This is a genomic window from Catenuloplanes nepalensis (assembly GCF_030811575.1).
In the GTDB taxonomy this organism is placed as follows: domain Bacteria; phylum Actinomycetota; class Actinomycetes; order Mycobacteriales; family Micromonosporaceae; genus Catenuloplanes; species Catenuloplanes nepalensis.
The window spans coordinates 6,179,582-6,203,156 of sequence record NZ_JAUSRA010000001.1; the positions used below are offsets into that span (position 1 = coordinate 6,179,582).

The window sequence follows — 23,575 nt, forward strand, 5'->3', positions numbered from 1 at the left end:
ACACATGCGCGTCGCACTGGTGACCATGGCGCTGCGGTTGCCGACCGACCAGAGTCGCTGGATCACGGTCCCGCCGCAGGGCTACGCCGGCATCCACTGGGTGGTGTCCAACCAGTTGGACGGCCTGCTCGCGCTCGGCCACGAGGTGTTCCTGCTCGGCGCCCCGGGCACCGTCCCGGCCTCGCCAGCGGTCACCGTGGTGGACGCCGGGGAGATCGAGGACATGCACGCCTGGCTCAACGGCCCGGGGGCGTCCGCGGTCGACGTCGTGCACGACTTCTCCTGCGGGCAGATCGACCCGGACCGGCTCCCCGAGGGCATGGCGTACCTGTCCACCCACCACCTGACCGGCCGGCCGAAGTATCCACGCAACTGCGTGTACGCCTCCTACGCACAGCGCGCCCAGGCCGGGAACGACGTCGCGCCGGTGGTGCGCATCTCGGTGAACCCGGCGCGCTACACGTTCCGCGCCGAGAAGGACGACTACCTGCTCTACCTGGGCCGGATCTCGGAGTGGAAGGGCGCCTACCAGGCCGCCGCGTTCGCCGCCGCCGCCGGGCGCCGGCTCGTCGTGGCCGGCCCGTCCTGGGAGGAGGACTACCTGGCCCGGATCCTGCGGGACTTCAGGGACACCGTCGACGTCGTCGGCGAGGTGGGCGCGGAGCGACGGCTCGACCTGATCTCCCGGGCCACCGCGATGACGGTCCTGTCGCAGAGCACGATGGGGCCGTGGGGCGTGGTCTGGTGCGAGCCCGGCTCGACCGTGGTGTCGGAGGCCGCGGTCTGCGGCACGCCCGTCATCGGCTCGCCCAACGGCTGTCTGGCCGAGATCGTGCCGCACGTCGGGACGGTCGTGCCGGAGGGCTCGGCGTTCACCCGGGAGCAGGCCCGCGGCGTGGTGGCCGGCCTGCCCGGTCCGCACGCGGTCCGGGCCGCCGCGCTGGAGCAGTGGGACCACGTCGTGCTGGCCAAGGAGTTCGAGGCGATCTACCACGACGTGCTCGCCGGCCGGACCTGGACGTGACCGTGCGGGGCACCCCGGCCGGGGTGCCCCGCACGCGTCTAGCCGAAGAAGGCCAGCAGGTTCCGCAACACCTGGGGGTAGCTGTACCGCGCCCGCACCCGGTCCTGGATCCGGCCGACGATCCGGGCATGCCGCTCGAAGTTCGTGACGAGGCGGTCCAGCGTCGCGGCCGGGTCCGCGCCGAGCAGCAGGTGCTCGCTCTCGTCGCCGTAGACCGCGGCGAGGAACTCCGCGTCGGCGGAGAGCACCGGCAGACTCCCGGACGCCAGCGTCTCGAACATCCGCGGCGTCAGCAGGCTCGTGCCCGCCACCAGCGGCCGGACCAGGATCGGCGAGATCAGCGACCGACCCATCTCCGGGATCACCTGCCCGAACGGCACCGGTGGGCAGACCTCGACGCCGCGCTCGGCCAGCCAGCCCGGCACGCTCGTGGTCGCGTCCTCGAAACCGGGAGAGACGGCACCGCCGTCCCAGAAGCGTCCGCAGACCCGGAAGCGCGGTACCGGATCCAGCGTCGCCGCCGCCTCCACCAGCGCGGTGAGCGGCTTCCACCGCCACCAGTTGCTGCCGATGTACTGCACGCCGAAGTCCCGTTCCGGGCCGAGCTCCGACGGGTGCCGCACGGTCTCCGGCATGCCGTAGCACTGGAAGAACTCCACGCCCGGCGGCATCGCGCCGGCGATCCTCGGCTGCAGCACCAGATCGCTCAGCGCGCCGTACAGCGTGCGCCAACTCTCGGCGGTGTACCGGCCCGCGGTGCCGTCCACCCCCAGCTCCGGCTGTTCGTCCGCGCCGTGCAGATCGAAGTCGACGACCAGCCGGCGGGACCGGGGGAACGTGCCGGCCAGCTCGATCTGTTCCGGGGTCAGGAACTGCCGGGCCTCGAACATCACCACCAGGTGCGTGCCCCAGCCGATGTCCGGCTCGACCGGCAGCAGCCGCGGCACCTCACCGTCCATCCGGGACAGTGGGCCGCTGATCCGGACCTCGCAGCCGGCCTCGCGGGCGGCCCGGACGTAGCCGGCCACGGTGTGGCTGAACCCGGCGTTCCAGTGGAAGTTGCCGGAGATCAGGACGCGGGGTCCGGTCATGACGCCACCTCCGCGCGCACGGCCGGCCGGGCCGCGCGCAGGCCGCGGTGGCGCTGTCGGCGCGCCACGATCGTCGGCGCCTGGCCGGCGAGCCAGCGCATCGCCGCCACGGTCTCCCGGGCGCCGGTCATCGGCGGGATCCGGCCGACCACGCTCCGGCCGCGCAGGTCCGCCACGAGCCAGCGGGCGGCCAGCCGGGCTGCCTTGACCGGGCTCCAGTCCACGTCCGTGAGCAGGCAGTAGTAGCGGTTACGCCGCATGTGCACCCGGGTGTAGGTGCTGCGCGTGGCCGCGCCGCCCCCGCCGTGGTGCTGGATGCCCTCGTCGAGCAGCAGGGCCACCCGCCAGCCCGCCCACCGCGCCCGCCGGCAGAGGTCCACCTCCTCGTAGTAGGTGTGGAAGACCTCGTCCAGGATGCCGATCGCGCGCAGCGTCGCCGCGCGTGCGAACAGGGCCGCCCCCTGGACGTAGGCGTGCTCCAGCGTCCGGGGCGCGCGGCCGGCCGGACTGCCGGCCGGGGACGGATGATCCAGCCGGTCGCCCGCGAACGCGTGCTGTTCGCCCAGCCACAGCGCGGTGCTGGTCCAGTCGTTGAACTCGCGGAGCTCGGCCGAGCCGGCGTCGTAGCGGTACTGCAGCGGGCCGATGATCCCGTACTCCGGCCACCGCTCGGCGAACTCGACCATCGCCCGGACCAGCCCGGGCGGGGACCAGGTGTCCGGGTTGACGAGGAAGACGTAGTCCACGCCGTCGGCGAGCGCGGCCCGGATGCCCACGTTGTTGGCCCCGGTGAACCCGAGGTTCACCCGGTTGCGGATGATTCGCACGCCGGGGAACTCCCGGGCGACCAGGTCCGCGCCGCCGTCCGTCGATGCGTTGTCGACCAGGTACACGTCCAGGTCGAAGCCCTCGGTGTCGCTTCCGGTCAGCGCCGCGAAGCAGCGGCGCAGCCAGCCGGCCTCGTCGGTGCTCACCGTGATCGTCGCCACCCGAGGTCGTCTCGATGCCATCCCGTCGCCTCCCATCGCGGCTACCGCAGCACCGCACGGATCGCGCCGACGAGCCCGCCGGCGTCGGGCAGCAGCGCGTGGTCCAGGTTCAGCGCGTACGGGATCACCGCCCCGTCCGGCCGGGAGAGGCGCATCGGCGGCACCGTCAGCCCGAACTCCTCGACCGCGGTCGCCGCGATCTCGGAGCCGAACCCGCACATCCGGTTCGAGTCGTCGATCACGACCAGCCGGCCGGTCCGGGTGATCGACTTGCCGAGCGTCTCCCAGTCGACCGGATAGACCGTGCGCGGATCGATGACCTCGATCGACGCCTCCCCGGCCAGCGCCGCGGCCACCTGGAGCGCGATCGGGACCAGGTGGCCGACCGCGACCACGGTGACGTCCGTACCCTCGCGGCACACCCGGGCGCTGCCCAGCGGCACGGCCGCGAGGTCGCCGTCGTCGATCTCCTCGGACGCACCCATCAGCAGCGTCGGCGCGAACACGGCGACCGGGTCCGGCTCCCGGATCGCGGACAGCAGCAGTCCATACGCGTCGCTCGGCGTGGCCGGCACCGCGGTCTTGACGCCCACGTGCGCGAGCAGGCTGTACGGGTGGTCGGAGTGCTGCCCGGCCATGCCGGACCGGGATCCCGAGCCGGGGAAGAGGTAGGTGACCGGGACGCTGGCCTGCCCGCCGGTCATCAGTGAGAACTTGTGCGCCTGGTTCGCGATCTGCTCGAACACCAGGTACAGCAGCGACGGGATCTGGAACTCCACGACCGGCCGCTGACCCGCGATCGCGGCCCCGGTGGCCAGGCTGGTGAACGCCTGCTCGGACAGCGGCATGTCCACCACCCGGCCGGTGCCGTACACGTCGGCCAGGCCCTTGGTGAGGCCGGTGATGCCCTGGCTCACGTCCTCGCCGAGAACGCACACCCGCTCGTCACGGGCCATCTCGTCGCGCAGCGCCCGGTTCACCGCCGCGACGTAGGAAAGGCTGGGCATCGGCTCACGCTCCCGGTCGCGCCGGCACCGTGCCGGCGTAGAGGTAGTCCAGGGCATCCCGCGGGTCGGATCCCGGACTGGAACTGGCGAACGCCTCCGCCTCGGCGATCAGCGCGGCGATCTCGGCGTCGACCTCGTCGGCCGCCTCCGGCGCCAGCCGGGCACGTTGCCGGGTCAGCGGATCGCGCGCCCGCGCGCCGGCCACCTCGTCGTCGTCGCGGTACTTGGTGCCCATCAGGTGTTCCACGGTGTGATGGCCGTGGAACCGGTAGGTCGCGCACTCGAGGAAGTGCGGTCCCGCGCCGGTTCGGCAGGCGGCCACCGCCTGGCCGGCCGCCTCGGCCACCGCCTCCACGTCCATCCCGTCCACCGCCGCCGCGGTCAGGCCGAAGCCGGCCGCACGGCGCACCGGGTCGCCCGCCAGTCCGCGGTCGACCGGCAGGCTGGTGGCGTAGCCGTTGTTCTCGCAGACGAACAGCACCGGCAGCGACCACAGCGCGGCCATGTTGAAGGCCTCCAGGACCACGCCCTGGCTGAGTGCGCCGTCGCCGAAGAACGCCACGGCCACCCGGTCGTCGTGGCCCGCGCGCCGGGCCGCCCAGGCCGCGCCCACCGCGATCGGCGCGCCCGCGCCCACGATCCCGTTCGCGCCGTAGATGCCCAGGCCCACGTCGGCGGCGTGCATCGATCCGCCGCGTCCGCGGTTCAGGCCGGTGCTGGCGCCGTACAGCTCGGCCAGCGCCCGTTTCGGGTCCGCGCCCTTGGCGAGCACGTGCCCGTGCCCGCGGTGGGTGCTGGTGATGACGTCGTCCGCCCGCAGGTGCGCACTGACGCCGACCGCGACGGCCTCCTGCCCGATGTAGGGATGGATGCCGCCGACGATCGTCCCGGCGAGGGCCTTCTCGAGGCAGTGCTCCTCGAACTCCCGGATCAGGCGCATCTGTCGGTAGAGGTGACGGGATCGATCCGGCGCGGTCGTCACATGCACGCCCCTTTCTTCGCCGGTGCGGACGGAAACTGCGTCGACTGTAGGGCGGCACGATCCGGGAAAACCCCAGTCATGACCGCGTCCGCACGACCGGTCTAGCGCTCCCACTAGACCCTCGCCGGAATCGTTGAATGCCCCTTTTGATCCGCCGTACGGTGATGCTCGCCAATGTCACGACAGTCAGTCGCCTTTTCCGTGGATGGGAGCCTCATGGTCAGCACGGTATTGGTCATCGGTGGTGGTCCCGCCGGGTCGACCGCCGCGGCGCTGCTCGCGCGTGCGGGACTGTCGGTCACCCTGCTGGAGAAGGAGACCTTCCCCCGGTACCACATCGGCGAGTCCATCGCCTCCTCGTGCCGGACCATCGTCGACTTCGTCGGCGCGCTGGACGAGATCGACGCCCGCGGCTACACCGAGAAGAACGGTGTCCTGCTGCGGTGGGGCAAGGAGGACTGGGCCATCGACTGGACCGAGATCTTCGGTCCCGGTGTGCGGTCCTGGCAGGTGGACCGGGACGACTTCGATCACGTGCTGCTGACCAACGCCGCCAAGCAGGGCGCCACGGTGATCGAGGGTGCCGAGGTCAAGCGGGTGCTCTTCGACGGCGACCGCGCGGTGGGCGCGGAGTGGGCCGAGCCCCGCACCGGGGAGCGGCGGACCGGCACGTTCGACTTCGTGGTGGACGCCTCCGGCCGGGCCGGCCTGATCCCGGCGCGGCACTTCAAGCACCGGCGGGCCAACGAGACCTTCAAGAACGTCGCCATCTGGGGTTACTGGGACGGCGGGTCGCTGCTGCCCAGCTCGCCGCAGGGCGGGATCAACGTGATCGGCGCGCCGGACGGCTGGTACTGGGTGATCCCGCTGCGCGACAACCGCTTCAGCGTCGGGTTCGTCTGCCACCAGACGCGGTTCCTGGAGCGGCGCAAGGGCCACGAGTCGCTCGAGGCCATGCTGGCCGCGCTGGTCGAGGAGTCCCCGACCGTGCGTGGTCTGATGGCGAACGGTACGTACCAGCCGGGCGTCCGCGTCGAGCAGGACTTCTCGTACGTCTCCGACAGCTTCTGCGGCCCCGGCTACTTCGCCGCGGGCGACAGCGCGTGCTTCCTGGACCCGCTGCTGTCGACCGGCGTGCACCTGGCGTTCTACAGCGGCATGCTCGCGTCCGCGTCGATCCTGGCGATCATCAACGAGGACGTCACCGAGGAACAGGCCTGCGGGTTCTACGAGACGCTCTACCGCAACGCGTTCGAGCGGCTGTTCACCCTGGTCGCGGCCGTCTACCAGCAGCAGGCCGGCAAGGCCAACTACTTCGCCCTGGCCGACCGGCTGGTCGGGGAGCACGACGAGGCCGAGTACGAACGGGTCGACGGCGCCAAGGCGTTCGCCCAGCTGATCGCCGGGCTCGCCGACGTCGGCGACGCCATGGCCGGCCGCAACGTACCGCCGCAGATGCCGGCGTCCGACGAGGGCAACTCGGTCGGCCAGCTGTTCGTCGCGGCCGAGCAGGCCCGCCGGATGGCCGAGGCCGGGGTGCCGAAGGCGCCGGTCAGTGAGGCGCTCAACAAGGTCGACGGTCTCGAGCTGTTCGACCCGGAGACCGGCCTGTACCTGATGACGAACCCCCGGCTCGGCATCGGACGGACCCGATCGGCGTGAGCGATCAGCAGGTGGCCGATGCCACCCGGCGCAACGACGACTACGACCGGCTCACCGTCGAGATCATCGAGCGGGTCTGCGGGCCGGCCGCGGTCACCGTCGACCTCGGCGCCGGCGTCGGCGAGATCACCCGGCACCTGGTGCGGGTGGCGCCGCGGGGCACCCACTTCGCGGTGGAGCCGCTGCCCGATCTGGCCGACGAGCTGGCGGACCGGCTGCCGTCGGTCACGGTGATCAGGGCGGCGGCCGCCGACACCTCGGGCCCGCGCGCCTACGTGCACGTCGTGTCCAACCCCGGCTACAGCGGCCTGCGGCGGCGCCCGTACGACCGGCCGGACGAGAGCCTGCGTGAGATCACCGTGGAGACGGTGCGCCTGGACGACGTCGTCCCCGCGGACCTGCGCGTCGACCTGATCAAGATCGACGTGGAGGGCGGCGAGGTCGTGGCCCTGCGCGGCGCGGCCGACACACTGCGGCGCGGCGGGCCGGTGGTCGTGTTCGAGCACGGCGGCGACGGGGTCATGCGCGAGTACGGCACGACCACCGACGACCTGTGGTCGCTGCTGGTGGACGAGCTGGGATACCGGGTGTTCACCCTGCCGGCCTGGCTGGCCGGCGAGCCCGCGCTGGATCGTGCCGCGCTCACCACGGCGCTGACGCGGGACTGGTACTTCGTCGCGGACCGCACCGCCGGATCCACGACCGACGAACAGAAGGGTTTTGGTCGATGAACTCCGTCACCGAGACGCCCGTCGCGGCCCGGATCGCGGAATGCGACATCCGGCGCACCGGGCTGTTGCCCGAGCACGTCACCGCGTTCCGCCGGCAGGGTGTGCTGGCCGTGCGCGGGCTGCTCACCACGCAGGAACTGGCCGACGTGCAGGAGGCCGGTCGCGCGCTCATCGACCGGGCGTGGTCGGCCCGTTCCATGGACGACACCGTCTGGACGCTGGAGCCCGACCAGCCGGACGCCGCACCGGTGCGGATCGAGTACGTGGTGGACAAGTCCCGGCAGATCGCGATGCTGGCCGGCCACCCGCTGCTGTTGCAGATCATGGAGCAACTGGTCGGCCCCAACCTGATCCCGACCTGGGACAGCATGGTGTTCAAGACGCCGGCCGGCGCGCCGCGGCTCCCATGGCACCGCGACGCCGGGCTGTACGACCACGCGGTCGGCGTCACCGGCATGGGCCGGGTCATCGACGCCGGCATCTACCTCGACCCCGCGCCCGAGGACAACTGCGTCTGGTGCATCCCGGAGTCGAACTACTGGGACGACGAGCGGGTCACCGCGACCGCCGACCGCCTCAACGCCACGGAGTGGGACACCACCGGCGCGATCCCGGCCGTGATGCAGCCGGGAGATCTGCTGCTGCACAACATCCTCACGCTGCACGGCGCGCCCGCGGTGGTCGGCAAGCAGCGCCGGGTCATCTACTTCGAGTACCGGCCGGCCGAGGTGGAGTGGCAGCTGGGACCGCACACCGAGGACTACATCGGCCTCAAGCAGCAGGCGCTGCGCTCCTGCGTCCGGATGCGGGCGGAGGACCCGCGGTTCGCCGGCGAGGAGCCGTTCGACTACCGGCCCGCCGAGACGCTCCGGCGCTGGGCCGGCCGGCCGGACATCGACACGCTGCGGTTCGCGCACGAGGACCACTGGCGATGGTGAGCCCGGCGCGGGACCCGATGAGCGATCTGGCCGGCCGGCACGGCCCTCCGCACAGGGCGGCCGCGGAGACCGCGTGCGTGCTGCCGTGGATCCACCTCTGCGCCTCCATCGACGGCGTCTACGGCCGCTGCTGCGTCGACGACTCCATGTACCACAACGCGCTCTACGACGAGAGCGAGGAGCCGGTGTTCGCGCTGAACGACGACGCGATCGGCTGCTCGCCCGGCTCGCGGTACGCCAAAGACAACCCAGACCGGGTGATGGGCCTCGAGGAGGCGTTCAACAGCCCGAACATGAAGCGGACCAGGCTCGCCATGCTGAACGGCGAGCGCGTGGCGGCCTGCCAGTACTGCTACTTCCGCGAGGACCACGCCGCCCAGTCCTACCGGCAGAACGTCAACCGCCGGTTCGCGCAGGAGTTCGACCTGGAGGCGCTGGCCGCCCGCACCGCCGCGGACGGCACCGTCGAGGAGTTCCCGTTCTTCCTCGACATCCGGTTCGGCAACACCTGCAACCTGCGGTGCGTCATGTGTACGTACCCGGTGAGCTCCTCCTGGGGGGCCAAGCAGCGCCCGAAGTGGTCGTCCGCGGTCATCGACCCCTACCGCGCGGACGAGGAGCTGTGGACCACGCTCCGGGAGAACGCGCACCTGATCCGCCGGCTGTACTTCGCCGGCGGCGAACCGTTCCTGCAGCCCGGCCACTTCGCCATGCTGGAGCTGCTGGTGGAGACCGGGAACGCGGGCAACGTCGACATCGCGTACAACTCCAACCTGACCGTCTCCCCGGAACGGGCGATGAAGCTCTTCCCGCACTTCAAGAGCGTCGGGATCGGGGCGTCCTGCGACGGCGTCGGCGAGGTCTTCGAGTTCATCCGGGCCGGCGGCAAGTGGGCCGACTTCGTGGCCAACCTGCGGCTCCTCCGGTCCGAGGTGGACGTCTGGCTCCAGGTGTCGCCGCAGCGGCACAACCTGTGGGACCTGCGCAACGTGCTCGAGTTCGCGCGCGCCGAGGGCCTGGAGGTGGATCTGGCCAACGTCGTGCAGTGGCCGGCCGACTTCTCCGTGACCAGCCTGCCGGCCGACGAGAAGGCGCGCGCGACCGAGGAGCTGACCGATCTGATCGCCTGGTGCGCCGAGCTGGGCTGGGACAAGCCCGCGGTGCACCTCGACGCCCTGCGCTCGTTCATGAACTCGCTCGACCCGATCAGCCTCGTTGACGAAGGGGCGTCCTGACCGGCGCCCGCGGTGCGCGCCACCGCGGCGCGAGGGGAGATTCCGTTGCGAATTCTGTTCACCGTGTCCAACTGGGCCGGACACTACATGTGCATGGTGCCCCTGGCCTGGGCGTTCCGGGCAGCCGGCCACGAAGTCCGGGTGGCCTGCCCGTCGCAGCAGGTGCAGGGCGTCATCTCGACCGGACTGATGCCGGTCTCGGTCCTCGACGCGGCCGACATGATGGAGAGCGCGCGGCTGGCCTACTGGTCGCTGGCGATCAACACGCCGCCGCAGAGCGGTGAGATGCCGCTGCCGCTGCACCCGTTCACCGGCGAGGCGCTCGACTCGGTGCGCGACTTCGACACCGGCATGCTCAGCGACTTCTGGAAGAAGACCATCACCGCGGTGCAGCGCAGCTTCGACAACGCCGTCGACTTCGCCGCCTCGTGGCGGCCGGACCTCGTCGTGCACGACATCATGGCGATCGAGGGCGCTCTGGTCGGGGTGCTGAACAACGTGCCGAGCGTCTACTACGGCCCCGGGTTCATCGGCACCGTGGAGACGGAGCCGGGGCTCAACCTGATGGCCGGGGACCCGCTGTCCTGCTTCGAGAAGTACGGCGTGGACTGGACCCGGCGCGACATCAGGTACGCGGTCGACCCGTCACCGGACGCGGCCGTGCCACCGATGGGCGACGCGCTGCGGATCCCCATCCGGTACCACCCGTACAACGGCAACCAGGACGTCGACCCGTGGCTGCTCGGCCCGGTCCGCGGCAAGCGCGTCTGCGTGGTGTGGGGCAACTCGGCCACCGGCGTCTTCGGCGAGCGGCTGCCGGCGCTGCGCCAGGCGGTGGAGACCGCGGCCCAGCTGGCCGCGGAGGTGGTGCTCACCGCCGCACTCTCCGAGGTGGACGCGATGGGCTCGCTGCCGCCGAACGTCCGGGTGCTGCGCAACTGCCCGCTCGAGCTGATCCTGCCCGGCTGCGACCTCCTCATCCACCACGGCAGCGCGAACTGCCTGATGAACGGCATCGTGACGGGCATACCGCAGCTGTCCCTGGCCCTGAACTACGACGGCCAGATCTACGGCAGGCGGCTCGACCCGCAGGGCGCGACCAAGACGCTGCCCGCGCTCATGATCGGCGCCGAGGAGATCGACAAGGCGATCGCCGAGGTGCTGTTCGACCACCGGTACCGGCGCCGCGCGGCCGAGCTGAGCGCGGCCGTGGCCGCCGCACCGACCGCCGTGCAGGTCGCCGACCTGCTCGTCACGCTGGCCAGGACCGGCGAGCTGACCGCCGGCGACGTCGCCGGTCTGGTGGCCGGCCGGGGCCAGCACCACAGGGAAATCACCCGGGACACCGTGAGCGAGGTTCGATGAGCAACGCACAGGAAACGCCGACCGCCACGCCCAGGCCGCCGCTGCGCAGCATGGGCGATCTCAACCTGGTGTGGGAGTGGAACACACCGGACGAGATGCAGATCCAGCTCGCCGGCACCCAGCCGCGGGACGAGTACCTGCAGGACCGCGTCGACCGGGCGAACTGGATCGCCGACCGGCTCCGGCTCACCCCGGAGTCGTCGATCTTCGAGATCGGCAGCGGCGAGGGGGTGATGGCCGACGTTCTCGCGCCCCGGGTGGGACGGCTGCTGTGCACGGACGTCAGCCGCTCGTTCCTGGACAAGGCGCGGGTCACCTGCCGGGAGCACACCAACGTCGACTACCACCACATCGACAACGACTTCCTGGCCGCGCTGCCGTCGGCGGCGTTCGACGGCGGGTTCTCCCTCAACGTCTTCATCCACCTGAACGTGTTCGAGTTCTTCCACTACTTCCGCCAGATCGCCCGGATCCTGCGGCCCGGCGGCCACTTCGGGGTGAACTTCCTCGACATCGGCGGCGCGACCCGCGACTTCTTCCACTTCTACGCGGAGCGCTACCTGGCGGCGAACCCGATCGAGTTCAAGGGCTTCCTCTCCTTCCACGGCGTGGACGTGATCGCGGCGATAGCGATCGAGGCCGGCCTGACACCGCTGCTCGACGAGTTCGTCAACGAGGACGGGGTCTGCTACCTGATCCTCCGGCGCGACGAGAAGCCCGCGGCGTGAACCTTCTCCCACTCGGCGCCGACGGTCCCCAGGTGTCCCGGCTCTGCCTGGGCACCTGGCCGCTCAGCGGGCTGTGGGGCGGTCGGATCGAGCCCGCGGTGCACGCGGTGCGCCGCGCGTTCGACCTCGGGGTGAACTTCTTCGACACCGCCCGCGCCTACGGCGACGGTGCCGCGGAGGCCGCGCTCGCCCGCGGGCTCGGCGACCTGGTCCGTACGCACCGCTCGGAGTTGGTCATCGTCACCAAGGGCGGGCTGCGGATCCAGGGGAACTCCGTGGTGCGCGACTCCGACCCGGAGGTCCTCCGCTCCGGCCTGGTCGCCAGCCTCCGCGCGCTGGGCACCGACTACGTGGACCTGTTCCTGGTGCACTGGCCGGACCCGACCATCCCGCTGGCCGAGACCGCGGGCGTGCTCGCCGGCTTCGTCGAGGAGGGACTGGTCCGCCGGACCGGCGTCTCCAACTTCACGGCCGGGCAGATGGCCGAGTTCGGGCCGGCGGCGGTCGCCCAGGTCCCGTACAGCCTGCTGGCCCGCGGGGCCGAGCGGGACGTCCTGCCGTACTGCCGGGCGGCCGGCGTCCCGGTGATGGGCTGGGCTTCGCTGGCCCACGGCCTGCTGACCGGCGCGCTGCGGCCGGGGCACACCTTCGCGCTGGACGACTGGCGCGCCTACTCCCCGGTCTTCCGGGGTGAGCGCCTCGCCGCGGTGGCGACCGCGGTGGACCGGCTCTCCGCGGTCGCCGCGGACCGGGGCATCAGCGTGGCCCAGCTCGCGCTCGCCTGGGTGCTGCACCAGCCGGCCGGCGTGGTGCCGATCTTCGGCGCCCAGGTGCCCGAGCACGTCGAGGACAGCGTGCGGGCGCTCGAGGTGCGGCTCGACGAGGCCGAGTTGGCCGAGCTCGGCCGGCTGGTCGAGGGGGCGCCGCCGGTGCTGCCCGACACCGAGCCGCCGCATCGGGCGCCGGCCGGCGTATGAGCCGGACCGTTCCAGGAGAGGAATCCAGTGACTGAACACGTGATCGACCGGTGGCCGCCGGGCCCGGACGTCGCCGCCCGCGAGGCCGCCGGTGCGGCGCACGCCGGTGCGGCGCACGCCGGTGCGGCGCACGCCGGTGCGGCGATCGTCATGGCCGGGCTGGCCAAGCGGTTCGGCGACGTCGCCGCGCTGGACGGCGTCGACCTGGTCGTCCCGCAGGGCGCGGTCTGCGGCCTGCTCGGCCCCAACGGCGCCGGGAAGACCACCGCGGTACGGATCCTGAGCACGCTGACCCGCCCGGACTCGGGCACCGCGCTCGTCGGCGGCGTCGACGTGACCCGCAACCCGGACGAGGTGCGTCGCCGGATCGGCGTCACCGGCCAGCGGACCACGGTCGACGACATCCTCACCGGCCGGGAGAACCTGGAGACCTGGGGCAGGCTCTACCACATCGGGGTACGGACCGCCCGGCGCCGGGCCGACGAGCTGCTGGAGCAGTTCGGTCTGACCGACGCGGCCACCCGCATGGTCAAGCACTACTCCGGCGGGATGCGCCGCCGGCTCGACCTCGCGGTGGGCTTCCTGCTCCGGCCGCAGGTGCTGTTCCTGGACGAGCCGACCACCGCGCTGGACCCGCACAGCCGCAACGAGGTCTGGCAGGTCGTCGCTTCGATGGCCGCGCAGGGCACCACCGTGCTGCTCACCACGCAGTACCTGGAGGAGGCCGACCGGCTGGCGAGTCAGATCGCCGTGCTCGACCACGGCCGGGTGATCGCCGAGGGCACGCCGGACCAGCTCAAGTCGAGGATCGGCGGCCATCGGATCGACGTGGTGCTGCGCGGCGCCGGCGCGGTCGCCCGGACCGCGCGCGGCCTGGCCGGCGTGGTGGGCGCGGAGCCGGAGGTCGACGCGGAGGCGTCACGGATCAGCGTGCCGGTGCGCGACCAGGTCACCACGCTGCACGTTGTCATGCGCTGGCTGCACGACAACGGGGTCGAGGTCGAGGACGTGGCGGTCCGCCGCCCGACGCTCGACGACGTCTTCCTCAGCGTGACCGGGCGCGGAGCGAGCACGGGACGGGTGGCCGCATGACCACGACGATGATCACGGTGCCACCCCGGCCCACGAACCCCCTGGACCGGCTGCGGTGGGCGCTGATCGACGGCTGGGTGGTCGGCCGCACCAACCTGTACCACTGGCGGCGCAACCCCGGGCTGATCACCCAGTGCCTGATGTACCCCGTGATGACCGTGGTCTTCGGCTTCGTCTTCGGCAGCGCCATGGTGGTGGCCGGCGGCGGGTCGTACCGCGAGTTCCTGATGCCGGGCCTGTTCGGCCAGACCATGATGTTCGGGATCATCACCACGATGATGGTCACCAGCTCGGCCACGGCGAAGGGCATGACCGACCGGTTCCGGACGATGCCGATGGCGCAGACCGGCGTGGCGCTCGGCCGCTGCGTCGCCGACGTGGTCACCTCGGTGTTCGAGCTGACCATCCTGTTCGTCTGCGCGCTGCTGGTGGGCTGGCGCTTCCATGACGGCGTCGGGCCCGCGCTCGGCGCGCTCGGCCTGCTGCTGCTGTTCCGGTTCGCGCTGGTCTGGGCCGGTATCTTCTTCGGGCTGATCCTACCGGTGGAGGCGGTCGGCGCCGGTTACGTGCCGCTGCTGCCGCTGACCATGCTCGCCAACACGTTCGTCTCGCCCACCCAGATGCCACCGTGGCTCGGCGCGATCGCGGAGTGGAACCCGGTCTCCGCGACGGTGGCGGCCTGCCGCGAGCTGTTCGGCAACCCCGGCGTGGTCGGCGATTCCTGGGCGGCCCGGCACGCGATGCTGCTGGCGTTCGCCTGGCCCGCGGTGATCATGCTGGTCTTCGTGCCGCTCTCGGTCTGGCGGTACCGGAACCTCGAACGCTAGGTCCGGTGTCGACGTGTGGCCGAGCGCCTCCACGTCGACACCGCGTCCGGAGACACCGCCGTTCGTGGTCATGGCTGGAGCTCGACGTCGCGGCCCGCGCGCGGGCGGCCCCGAGGTGGGACCGCCCTGGGCCGGTCAGCCCGCCCAGGGCGGTGACTCGAGAACCTCGACGACGGCGCAGGACACCACGACGCCCGGTGCGGTGCCGAGCATCAGCATGTGGTCGCCCGGGCCGAGCTCCCCGTTCCGGAGCAGGTGGTCGAACGACAGGATGGGGTCGCTGGCGCCGCAATGCCCGATCCCGCGGCCGTACTCCCAGGTCGACCGCGACAGGGGCAGGTCCCACATGGCCATCACCCGCTGCTCGACCACCTCGCGGGAGTAGTTCATGAAAGCCACCCGGGTGATGTCGCCGACGCCGATGCCGGCCTCGGCCAGCGCCCGGTCGACCAGGTCCACCGTCCACTGGGGCATGTCCGCCATGGCCACGGAGGCCGCGCTGCGGGTGGCGAACTGCTGGCCGATCCGGGCGCTGAAGTCGGTGGTCCGGCCGGCCGTGATGCTCGGCGGGAACAGCGGCTCGTCGCCGCGGTGCAGCGACTCCGCGGCCGTGATCGTCCGGGAGCACACCGAGCGCAGCCGGGCGAATCCGGGCCGCTTGGTCAGCACGATCGCGGAGGCTGCGTCACCGCCGATGAACCCGGGCCCCATCGACCACCGGTCGATCAGCGGCGTACCGTAGTTGTCCGCCGCGACCAGTAGCGCACTCGTCCGCTCCGGGACGGCGGCGAGATGGCCGGCGGCGAGCTCCATCCCGCTGAACAGCCCGTTGCAGCCCTGCCGGATCTCCAGCGCGAGCAGATCCCCACCGACCAGATGCCGTTGCAGGTAGGACTGCGGCGGCCAGCCGTCCGGCCCCTGGTGCCAGGTGCTGGCGTACAGCAGCAGGTCGAACTCCTCCGGGGAGCCGCCCCACCGCTTCACCGCCTGCTGGGCGGCCCGCAGCGCCATCTCGGGCGCGGGCAGGTCACCCGCGATGGCGACGCCGCCGAGCTCGTGCGTCTCCGCGTCCGCGGCCGGATAGAGACCGCGCGCGACCGCCCATTCGACGCTGACCCGCGGTGGAATGAACGTCCCGATGCCGGCGATGAACATGTCCGGTGTCCGCACGAAGTCGTCTCCTCGATAGCATGACGATCACCGTCGTCGATCGGCGCACGGTCATTACCCGACCACCGAGTTCGGCCGTCGGCCGCCCGGAATCCATTTCGCCGTACCGCAACTCTATGATGGTCGCGGCGAGACAGGATTGGCATTTCACCTAGATATCGCGCGGTTCCCCAGATGGATTTCCGCCGACGGGAGGATACGGCCGGTGGCGGTGCGTTTGCTGGCGAGGACCCTGCGCGGGCTCGAGGAGGTCGCCGCCGCGGAGGTGACCGAGCGCGGCCTCGGCCGGGTCGACCGCAGCCGTCACCGCGAGGTGTGGTTCACCGCGGACCGGGCCGATCCCCGCCTGCTGGACCTGCGCACCGTCGACGACCTGTTCCTGCTGGCCGCGTCCGTCGACGACGTCGGGCACACCAAGGCCGACCTGGCTCGGTTCACCGCCGCCGCCCGTGCGGTCGACCCGGGTGAGCTGCTGCGGCAACGCGCGCTCCTCGGCTTCGGCGCGGCCGCGACCGGCGTGGACGTCGCCGCGTCGTTCCTCGGCAAGCGCAACTACAACCGCTACGACATCGAGGACGCGGCCGGTCTCGAGCTGGCGCGCGCGACCGGCCTGCCGTATCACTCGCGGCGCGGTGGTGACGCTCCGCCGGAGGGCACGCTGTCGTTCCGGGTCACGGTCGAGGGCACCCGGGCCGCGCTGGCCCTGCGCGCCGGCGACCGGCCGCTGCACCGCCGGAGCTACAAGCAGGCGTCGACGCCGGGCACGCTGCACCCGCCGCTCGCCGCCGCCATGGCGCTGCTGGCGGACGTCCGGCCGGCGGACACCGTGCTGGACCCGTGCTGCGGGACCGGCACCATCCTGATCGAGGCCGGCGGCCTGGCCCCGGGCGCGCGACTGATCGGCATGGACCACGACCCGCGCGCGCTCGCCGCGGCCACGGCGAACGCGGCGCTCACCGGGACGGACGCGACCTGGCTCCGCGGGGACGCGGCCCGGCTGCCGATCGGCACCGGCCGGATCGACCGGGTGGTGAGCAACCCGCCGTGGGACCGTCAGGTGCCCGCCCGCGGCACACTGGCCGGCCGGCCGGCCCGGCTCTACCGGGAGATCCGCCGGGTGCTGCCCGCCGGGGGACGCGCCGTCCTGCTGCTGCACGAGGCGGAGAAGCAGCTCACCTCGGTGAAGGCGGCCGAGCTGCGGGTGCGCGAGGTCCAGCCGCTGAGCCTGTTCGGCAGCCACCCGTCGATCGTCACGCTCACCGGCTGACCACGTCCGTCCCGTCGGGACGGACACCATGACGACTATGCTGCGATGCTCGCCACCGGTCCGGGAGGAGCCTCAACCATGTCCAAGATCAAGAACGACTCGCGAAGTCGTGGCACAGAACTTCGGGTGGAGCGCCGCAACGCCCGCTTCCAGCAGTGGGAGGCGCTGCTGACCAACCGGAACACCCGGCACCGCCTGGGTGAGTTCCTGGTGCAGGGCGTGCGCCCGATCAACGAGGCGGTCGCCCGCGGCTGGCCGATCCGGGCGTTGCTGCACGCCGGGGACCTGCGGTCGAACTGGGCCCGCGAACTGGTCGCGGGGCCGGTCGCCGACGAGGTGGTCCGGCTCTCCCCCGAGCTGCTGCGCGACCTCACCGAGAAGGACGAGGACACCGCCGAGCTGACCGCCGTCGTCGCGATCCCGCCGGACGACCTCAGCCGGATCCGGCCCCGCCCGGACGGCGTGGTCGTCGTGCTCGACCGTCCGATCAGCCCGGGGAACGTGGGCTCGCTGCTGCGCTCGGCCGACGCGCTGGGCGCGGACGGCGTGGTCGTCGCGGGCCGGGCCGCCGACCTCTACGACCCGAAGACGGTCCGGGCCAGCCGCGGGTCGCTGTTCGCGGTCCCGGCGGTCCGGGCGGAAACCCCGGCCGCGGTGCTGGACTGGCTGCGGGCGACCGGCACGATGACGCTGGTCGGGACGAGCGAGGACGCGGTCACCGACATCTGGGACCACGACTTCACCGGGCCGACCGCGATCGTGGTCGGCAACGAGACCAGCGGGATGAGCAGCTTCTGGGCGCAGAACTGCGACGCCGTCATCCGCATCCCGATGGTCGGGTCGGCGAGCTCGTTCAACGCGACCGTCGCCGCATCGATCACGCTGTACGAGATCACCCGCCAGCGCGCGTGACCGTCTCTCTGGGGAGACCGCTAGTCTTCGGCCGGATCCGTCCTCCATCGGCCGCCATCGGTATATAACCGGTCGGCAGAGTCCGATGAGGAGGCACGCATGCTGACCGCCGAGCACATCGAGAGCTTCGTCGCCGACGGGTTCGTCCGGGTGCCGAACGCGTTTTCCGCCGAGCTCGCCGCCGAGTGCCGCGATCTGCTCTGGAAGCAGCTGGACATGGACCCCGACGACCGGTCGACCTGGACCAGGGAGGTCATCCGGCTCGGCGTGCGCACCGACGAGGCGTTCGTGCGAAGCGCCAACACCCCGGTGCTGACCGAGGCGTACGACCAGCTCGTCGGCCCGGGACGGTGGCGGCCGCTGGACGCGATCGGGACCTTCCCGGTGCGCTTCCCGGCCGACCGGGCGCCCGAGCAGGCGGAGGACTACGGCTGGCACATCGACGCCAGCTTCCTCAGCCCGGAGGGCGAGGCCGCGATCGGCGCCGGCGACTGGGAGGGCGAGCTCGCGCTCGTCCCGCCGGACTACGACAAGATCTTCCGCTGCAACGTGACCTCCCGCGGGCGAGGACTGCTGGTGCTGCTGCTCTACTCCGACACCGGCGAGCGGGACGCGCCCACGCTGATCAGGTCCGGCTCGCACCTGGACGTACCGCCGCTGCTCGAGCCCTACGGCCCCGAGGGCACCTACCTCGACTGCGGCAGCGTGGGGGCGGACCGGCCGTACGCCCTGGCCACCGGCCGGGCCGGCGACGCCTACCTGTGCCACCCGTTCCTGGTGCACACCCCGATCACCAACACCGGCACCGCTCCCCGGTTCATGGCACAGCCGTCGTTGCAACTGGCCGGCGAGTTCGACCTGGACCGCGCGGACGGCCGGTACGTCCCGGTCGCGCGGGCGATCAGGGCGGGACTCGGTCGTGGATAGTGCCGCGGCCACCCCCTGGGCGGCCGTGCTGCGGCTGGTGTTCGGCGGGATGGCCACGCACGTGGTCGCGCTCGCCGTCCGGCTTCGGCTGCCCGACGCGATCGGTGACGGTGAGCGGGACGCGGCCTCGCTCGCCGCGGAGTTCGGCTTCCAGGAGGGGCCTATGCTCCGCCTGCTGCGTGGGCTCGCCGCGCTCGGCGTGCTCGCCGAGCCCCACCCCGGCCGCTTCGCGGTCACCACGGTCGGCGCGCTGCTGCGCGTCGACGCACCGGGGTCGATGTTCCCGCTCGCCCGGATGCTGACCGACCGGACGATGGCGGGGGCCTGGCAGAACCTGGAGTTCAGCCTGCGCACCGGTGGGCCGGCCTTCGACGAGGCCTTCGGCGTCGACTTCTTCGGCTACCTGGCGGCCCGTCCGGAGCTGTCCGAGATGTACAACGCGGCGATGAGCCAGGGCAGTCGTGGGGTCGCCGCGGTGCTGGCGGGCGCGTACGACTTCGGCCGGTTCAGGACGATCGTCGACGTCGGCGGCGGCGACGGGACGACGCTCGCCGCGATCCTGGCGGCACATCCCGGACCGCGCGGCGTGGTCTACGACAGTCCGTCCGGCGTGGCGACGACCGCGCGGACCCTGCGCGCGGCCGGGCTGACCGCACGCTGCCGGGTCGAGACCGGTGACTTCTTCACCGGTGTCCCGGCCGACGGCGACCTGTACCTGCTCAAGAGCGTGACGCACGGCTGGGACGACGAGCGGGCCGCGGTGATCCTGCGAAACTGCGCCCGCGACGCCGCGGCGCACGGCCGGATCCTGCTCGTCGAGCATCTGCTGCCGGGCACCGTGCCGGCCGGCGAGAGCCCCACCACGTACCTCAGTGACCTGAGCCTGCTCGTCAACGGGCAGGGGCAGGAGCGGACCCGGGACGACTTCGCCGGTCTGTGCACCAAGGCGGGCCTGCGGATCGCCGAGACCGGGGTGCTGCCGGCGACCGGCTTCCACTGGATCGAGATCCACCCCGGATGACCACCGGAGAAAACGCGGGAGCCGATTCTAATGGCCTCCCTATATTCCATTCACCATTGATGAGCACCGTATGAATGTCGCGTACCGTCAACGCCGACGAACCACATTCCTCTGGTGCGCAGATCGGTAAGAGACTCCTCATGCGCCGACGCGCTCACTGACGGACGCCCCGGCGCACCGCCGCCGGTCCCGCGACAGAGCCGACCGAGCTGTGGTGAGCATCCCCAGCCACCGAAGGAAAGCGTGATGACCTCGGCCGATCTGGATACGCAAGGCGCAGCCACCACCCTCCTGCCCGGCGCGGGCGCGGAGTTCCGCTCCTGGTTCGCCGGCCGCACCCGCGCCACCACCTGCCGGGTGACCCGCACCCCACTCGCCGAGCTGCCCGGGTGGTCGATCGACGACGCCACCGGCAACCTGACGCACGACAGCGGCCGGTTCTTCACCATCGAAGGGCTGCACGTGCGGACCTCGTACGGCCCGGTCGGCGAGTGGAGTCAGCCGATCATCAACCAACCGGAGATCGGCATCCTCGGGCTGCTGGTCAAGACCGTGGACGGTGTCCCGCACGGCCTGGTGCAGGCGAAGATGGAGCCCGGCAACATCAACACGTTCCAGCTCTCGCCGACCGTGCAGGCGACCCGCAGCAACTACACGCGGGTGCACCGGGGCAGCCGGACGAAGTACCTGGAGTACTTCACCGAGGCGCGTCCCGGCAGCGTGCTGGCCGACGTGCTGCAGTCCGAGCAGGGGTCCTGGTTCCTGCGCAAGCGTAACCGCAACATGATCGTCCAGGTGGACGAGTCGGTGCCCGCCGCGGACGGGCACCACTGGATGCCGCTGGCCGAACTGCGCGGCCTGCTGCGGGTCGACGGATTGGTCAACATGGACACCCGGACGGTGCTGTCCTGCATGCCGGCCGCGTTCTTCGCCGCCGACCGGGATCTGCCCTCCGGTGACACGGCCGCGGCGCTGATCCGGTCCATCAGCGGCGCCGGCACGCCGCTGCACAGCGCGGAGACCGTGCTGAGCTGGTTCACCGCCGCCAAGAGCCGGCACGAGCTGGCGGTGCGCCGGGTGCCGCTGCGGCAGCTGCCCGGCTGGCACCACACGCCCGACGAGATCGCGCACGACGACGAGAAACACTTCAGCATCATCGGCGTCAGCGTCCGGACCGACGACCGGGAGGTCAGCGAGTGGCACCAGCCGCTGCTCTACCCGAGCGGGCAGGGAGTCGTGGCCTTCGTCGTGAAGGAGATCGACGGGGTGGCGCACCTGCTGGTCCACGCGCGGTACCAGGCGGGCCTGCTGGACGCGATGGAGATGGGGCCCACGGTCCAGTGCAACCCGGGCAACTACCCGGGCGGCGCGCCGGCGTTCCTCGACTACGTGCGGCACGCGCCGGCCGACCGCGTGCTGTACGACGCGATCCTGACCGAGGAGGGCGGCCGCTTCTACCGCTCGCAGAACCGGTACCTGCTGGTGGACGCGGGTGACGACGTGTCGGTCGAGGTGCCGGACGAGTTCTGCTGGGTGACCGCCCACCAGCTCTCCGGCCTGCTGCGGCACGGCTACTACGTCAACGTCGAGGCCCGCAGCCTGCTGGCCTGCCTGCACAGCCTGTGGTGACCGCCGTGCCGGAACCGACCCCGACCGTACGCCCGGTCCGCATCGGCCTGCTCGGCTGCGCGGACATCGCCCGGCGCCGCACCCTCCCGGCGCTCCTGCGGGAGCCCGGTGCCGAGCTCGTCGCGGTCGCGGCCCGGGACCGGGGCAAGGCCAGGCTGTTCGCGGACGAGTTCGGCGGTGCGGCCGTGCCCGACTACCGATCGCTGCTGGAGTTCCCGGGCCTCGACGCCGTCTACATCGCGCTGCCCGCCGGGCTGCACCACGAGTGGACCCTGCGGGCCCTGCGCCGGGGCCGGCACGTGCTCGTCGAGAAGCCGTTGACCACCCGCTATCGCGACACCGCCGAGGTGCTCGACCTGGCGCGGGCCACCGGGCTGACGCTGACCGAGAACCTCACGTTCCTGCGGCACGGCCTGCACGCGACCGTGGCGAGGCTGGTGGACTTCGGCGAGATCGGGGAGCTGCGCTCGGTGCACGGCGTCTTCGGCTTCCCGCCGTTGCCCCCGGGCGACGTACGGTACCGGCCGGACCTCGGCGGCGGTGCGCTGCTGGACGCGGGGGTGTATCCACTGGGCGTGGCCGGGCTCTTTCTCGGACCCGAACTCCGGGTGGTCGCCGCGACCCGCACGGAGGACCCGGAGCACGGCGTCGACGTGGCCGGCAGCGCGCTGCTGGCCACGCCGGACGGGCGGACCGCCCAGGTCGACTTCGGCTTCCGGCACGCCTACCGCTGCGAGTACACGCTGTGGGGCAGCACCGGCTCGATCGTCGTCGACCGGGCCTTCACCCCGCCGCCGTCCTGGCGGCCGACGGTCCGGCTGACGCGGCGCGACGAGCCGGGCGACCTGGTGCTGCCGGAGGACGACCAGTTCGCCGCCACGCTGCGCGAGTTCGTCACCGCGGTCCGCACCGGCCGGGAGGTTCCCGGCCGGACCACGCAGATCCGAACGCTGGCCAGGCTGGTCGACCAGGTCCGGGACTGGGCGCGCCCGCTCCGGCCGGGCGAGCCGGCCCGGCTGGGTGGTCACGAGCCGACGAGGAGGTACGGGTGAACGACGGTCGTGTGGTGGTGGTCGGCGGCACCGGGTTCCTGGGCCGCCAGGTGGTCAAGGACCTGGTCGCCGCCGGCCGCGACGTGCTCGTCCTGGCGCGGCGCGCCCCCGCGGTCACACCCGGGTTCCGGTTCCGCGCGGTCGACGTCTCCGGGCCGGGCGCGGCCGAGCTGGCCGCGGTGCTGGCCACGGAGCGTCCGGGGACGGTCGTCAACGCCACCGGCGGGAAGTGGGGCCTGTCCGGGCGCGGGCTGCAGGCCAGCTGTGTCGGGGCGACCGAGGCGATCCTGGCGGCGCTGGCGGCGACCTCGCTGGCGCCGCGATTCGTGCACCTCGGTTCGGTGCTGGAGTACGGGCTCGTCGCGCCGGACACCCCCGGTACCACGCAGCGGTCGGCGCGGTCCGTCAACGAGTACGACCGGTTCAAGCTGATCGCGACCGACGCGGTGCTGGCCGCGGCCGCGGCCGGGACCGTGGACGCGGTGGTGCTGCGGCTGGCGAACGTCACCGGCCCCGGCGTGCCACCGGCCAGCCTGCTCGGCCTGGTCGCCGACGCGCTGGTCACCGCGGCGGAGCGCGGCGGGCACGCGACGATCGAGCTGACCGCGCTGGACTCCCGGCGCGACTACGTGGACGTGCGGGACGTCTCCGAGGCGATCCAGGCCGCGATCCGCGTGCCCGGCGTGACCGCCCCGATCCCGATCGGTCGCGGCGAGTCGGTGCCGGTGCGCACGCTGGTCACCACGCTCATCGAGATCAGCGGGGTGCCGGCCACCGTGTGCGAGCTGCCGGCCCCGGACCCGGCCGGTGCCGCCGAGGACTGGACGCTGGCCGACCTCCGGCCCGCGCGTGACCAGCTCGGCTGGGCACCGCGACGGACGCTCCCGGAGGCGCTCCGCGCGCTCTGGCACGACGCGCTGGAGCGCGGCCCGGGCCGGTGACCGGCCGG

General features: G+C 72.3%; 23 protein-coding genes. 18 read left to right on the top strand and 5 right to left on the bottom strand.

Features of this window, described 5'->3' with window-relative positions:
- The first annotated feature begins 4 nt into the window (after positions 1-4).
- Complete coding sequence (locus J2S43_RS26480; protein WP_306833701.1) at positions 5-1,024, top strand: glycosyltransferase; 1,020 nt, start codon at positions 5-7, stop codon at positions 1,022-1,024.
- Positions 1,025-1,062: 38 nt separating this feature from the next.
- Here J2S43_RS26480 and J2S43_RS26485 read toward each other — a convergent pair whose 3' ends face one another.
- The 4 genes from J2S43_RS26485 to J2S43_RS26500 are packed head-to-tail and all read right to left on the bottom strand — an operon-like array spanning position 1,063 to position 5,051.
- Positions 1,063-2,115, bottom strand: a complete 1,053-nt coding sequence (locus tag J2S43_RS26485; RefSeq protein WP_306833703.1) for a glycosyltransferase family protein — start codon at positions 2,113-2,115, stop codon at positions 1,063-1,065.
- Positions 2,112-3,104 carry a glycosyltransferase family 2 protein gene (locus J2S43_RS26490; RefSeq protein WP_306833705.1) on the bottom strand — a complete coding sequence of 331 codons (993 nt, stop codon included), beginning with the start codon at positions 3,102-3,104 and terminating at the stop codon, positions 2,112-2,114. The genes J2S43_RS26485 and J2S43_RS26490 overlap by 4 nt, the downstream gene beginning before the upstream one ends.
- A gap of 41 nt (positions 3,105-3,145) precedes the next feature.
- Entirely contained in the window at positions 3,146-4,111 is a 966-nt protein-coding gene (locus J2S43_RS26495) for an alpha-ketoacid dehydrogenase subunit beta (protein WP_306833707.1), read from the bottom strand.
- 4 nt (positions 4,112-4,115) lie between these two features.
- A complete protein-coding gene (locus tag J2S43_RS26500; protein WP_306839449.1) occupies positions 4,116-5,051 on the bottom strand; it encodes a thiamine pyrophosphate-dependent dehydrogenase E1 component subunit alpha in 936 nt (311 codons plus the stop codon).
- Positions 5,052-5,309: 258 nt separating this feature from the next.
- Between J2S43_RS26500 and J2S43_RS26505 the strand changes: the two genes are divergently transcribed.
- The 9 genes from J2S43_RS26505 (at position 5,310) to J2S43_RS26545 (ending at position 14,648) form a co-directional block, all read left to right on the top strand.
- Positions 5,310-6,755 (top strand): NAD(P)/FAD-dependent oxidoreductase, encoded by a 1,446-nt coding sequence (locus J2S43_RS26505; RefSeq protein ID WP_306833709.1) that lies wholly within the window; start codon positions 5,310-5,312, stop codon positions 6,753-6,755.
- A complete protein-coding gene (locus J2S43_RS26510) occupies positions 6,752-7,486 on the top strand; it encodes an FkbM family methyltransferase (protein WP_306833711.1) in 735 nt (244 codons plus the stop codon). Before J2S43_RS26505 ends, J2S43_RS26510 begins: the two co-directional genes overlap by 4 nt.
- Positions 7,483-8,424 (top strand): phytanoyl-CoA dioxygenase family protein, encoded by a 942-nt coding sequence (locus J2S43_RS26515; protein ID WP_306833713.1) that lies wholly within the window; start codon positions 7,483-7,485, stop codon positions 8,422-8,424. Before J2S43_RS26510 ends, J2S43_RS26515 begins: the two co-directional genes overlap by 4 nt.
- Positions 8,418-9,659, top strand: a complete 1,242-nt coding sequence (locus J2S43_RS26520; RefSeq protein ID WP_306833715.1) for a twitch domain-containing radical SAM protein — start codon at positions 8,418-8,420, stop codon at positions 9,657-9,659. Before J2S43_RS26515 ends, J2S43_RS26520 begins: the two co-directional genes overlap by 7 nt.
- Before the next feature lie 45 nt (positions 9,660-9,704).
- On the top strand, positions 9,705-11,024 hold the full coding sequence (locus tag J2S43_RS26525; RefSeq protein WP_306833718.1) for a nucleotide disphospho-sugar-binding domain-containing protein: 1,320 nt from the start codon (positions 9,705-9,707) through the stop codon (positions 11,022-11,024).
- Complete coding sequence (locus J2S43_RS26530; protein ID WP_306833720.1) at positions 11,021-11,752, top strand: class I SAM-dependent DNA methyltransferase; 732 nt, start codon at positions 11,021-11,023, stop codon at positions 11,750-11,752. Before J2S43_RS26525 ends, J2S43_RS26530 begins: the two co-directional genes overlap by 4 nt.
- Positions 11,749-12,729: an aldo/keto reductase gene (locus tag J2S43_RS26535; RefSeq protein WP_306833722.1), complete on the top strand. Its 981-nt coding sequence runs from the start codon at positions 11,749-11,751 to the stop codon at positions 12,727-12,729. The genes J2S43_RS26530 and J2S43_RS26535 overlap by 4 nt, the downstream gene beginning before the upstream one ends.
- 150 nt (positions 12,730-12,879) lie before the next feature.
- Positions 12,880-13,821 carry an ATP-binding cassette domain-containing protein gene (locus J2S43_RS26540; protein ID WP_306839450.1) on the top strand — a complete coding sequence of 314 codons (942 nt, stop codon included), beginning with the start codon at positions 12,880-12,882 and terminating at the stop codon, positions 13,819-13,821.
- Positions 13,818-14,648: an ABC transporter permease gene (locus J2S43_RS26545; protein ID WP_306833724.1), complete on the top strand. Its 831-nt coding sequence runs from the start codon at positions 13,818-13,820 to the stop codon at positions 14,646-14,648. Before J2S43_RS26540 ends, J2S43_RS26545 begins: the two co-directional genes overlap by 4 nt.
- A 135-nt stretch (positions 14,649-14,783) precedes the next feature.
- Here the strand turns inward: J2S43_RS26545 and J2S43_RS26550 are convergent, their stop codons facing one another.
- Entirely contained in the window at positions 14,784-15,818 is a 1,035-nt protein-coding gene (locus tag J2S43_RS26550) for a ketoacyl-ACP synthase III family protein (RefSeq protein WP_306833726.1), read from the bottom strand.
- Positions 15,819-15,838: 20 nt separating this feature from the next.
- Between J2S43_RS26550 and J2S43_RS26555 the strand changes: the two genes are divergently transcribed.
- From J2S43_RS26555 to J2S43_RS26590, 8 genes are all read left to right on the top strand, one after another.
- Positions 15,839-15,973 carry a hypothetical protein gene (locus J2S43_RS26555; RefSeq protein ID WP_306833728.1) on the top strand — a complete coding sequence of 45 codons (135 nt, stop codon included), beginning with the start codon at positions 15,839-15,841 and terminating at the stop codon, positions 15,971-15,973.
- Between the two features lie 50 nt (positions 15,974-16,023).
- A complete protein-coding gene (locus tag J2S43_RS26560) occupies positions 16,024-17,085 on the top strand; it encodes a methyltransferase domain-containing protein (RefSeq protein WP_306833730.1) in 1,062 nt (353 codons plus the stop codon).
- A gap of 78 nt (positions 17,086-17,163) precedes the next feature.
- A complete protein-coding gene (locus tag J2S43_RS26565) occupies positions 17,164-17,997 on the top strand; it encodes a TrmH family RNA methyltransferase (RefSeq protein WP_306833732.1) in 834 nt (277 codons plus the stop codon).
- Between the two features lie 99 nt (positions 17,998-18,096).
- A complete protein-coding gene (locus J2S43_RS26570) occupies positions 18,097-18,924 on the top strand; it encodes a phytanoyl-CoA dioxygenase (protein ID WP_306833734.1) in 828 nt (275 codons plus the stop codon).
- Complete coding sequence (locus J2S43_RS26575; RefSeq protein WP_306833736.1) at positions 18,917-19,945, top strand: methyltransferase; 1,029 nt, start codon at positions 18,917-18,919, stop codon at positions 19,943-19,945. The genes J2S43_RS26570 and J2S43_RS26575 overlap by 8 nt, the downstream gene beginning before the upstream one ends.
- A gap of 246 nt (positions 19,946-20,191) precedes the next feature.
- The gene (locus J2S43_RS26580; protein WP_306833738.1) at positions 20,192-21,574 is read left to right on the top strand and encodes an NDP-hexose 2,3-dehydratase family protein; all 1,383 of its coding nucleotides are present in this window, start codon (positions 20,192-20,194) and stop codon (positions 21,572-21,574) included.
- A 5-nt stretch (positions 21,575-21,579) separates the two neighbouring features.
- A complete protein-coding gene (locus tag J2S43_RS26585) occupies positions 21,580-22,626 on the top strand; it encodes a Gfo/Idh/MocA family protein (protein ID WP_306833740.1) in 1,047 nt (348 codons plus the stop codon).
- Positions 22,623-23,567, top strand: a complete 945-nt coding sequence (locus tag J2S43_RS26590) for an NAD-dependent epimerase/dehydratase family protein (RefSeq protein ID WP_306833742.1) — start codon at positions 22,623-22,625, stop codon at positions 23,565-23,567. The genes J2S43_RS26585 and J2S43_RS26590 overlap by 4 nt, the downstream gene beginning before the upstream one ends.
- Positions 23,568-23,575 lie beyond the last annotated feature (8 nt).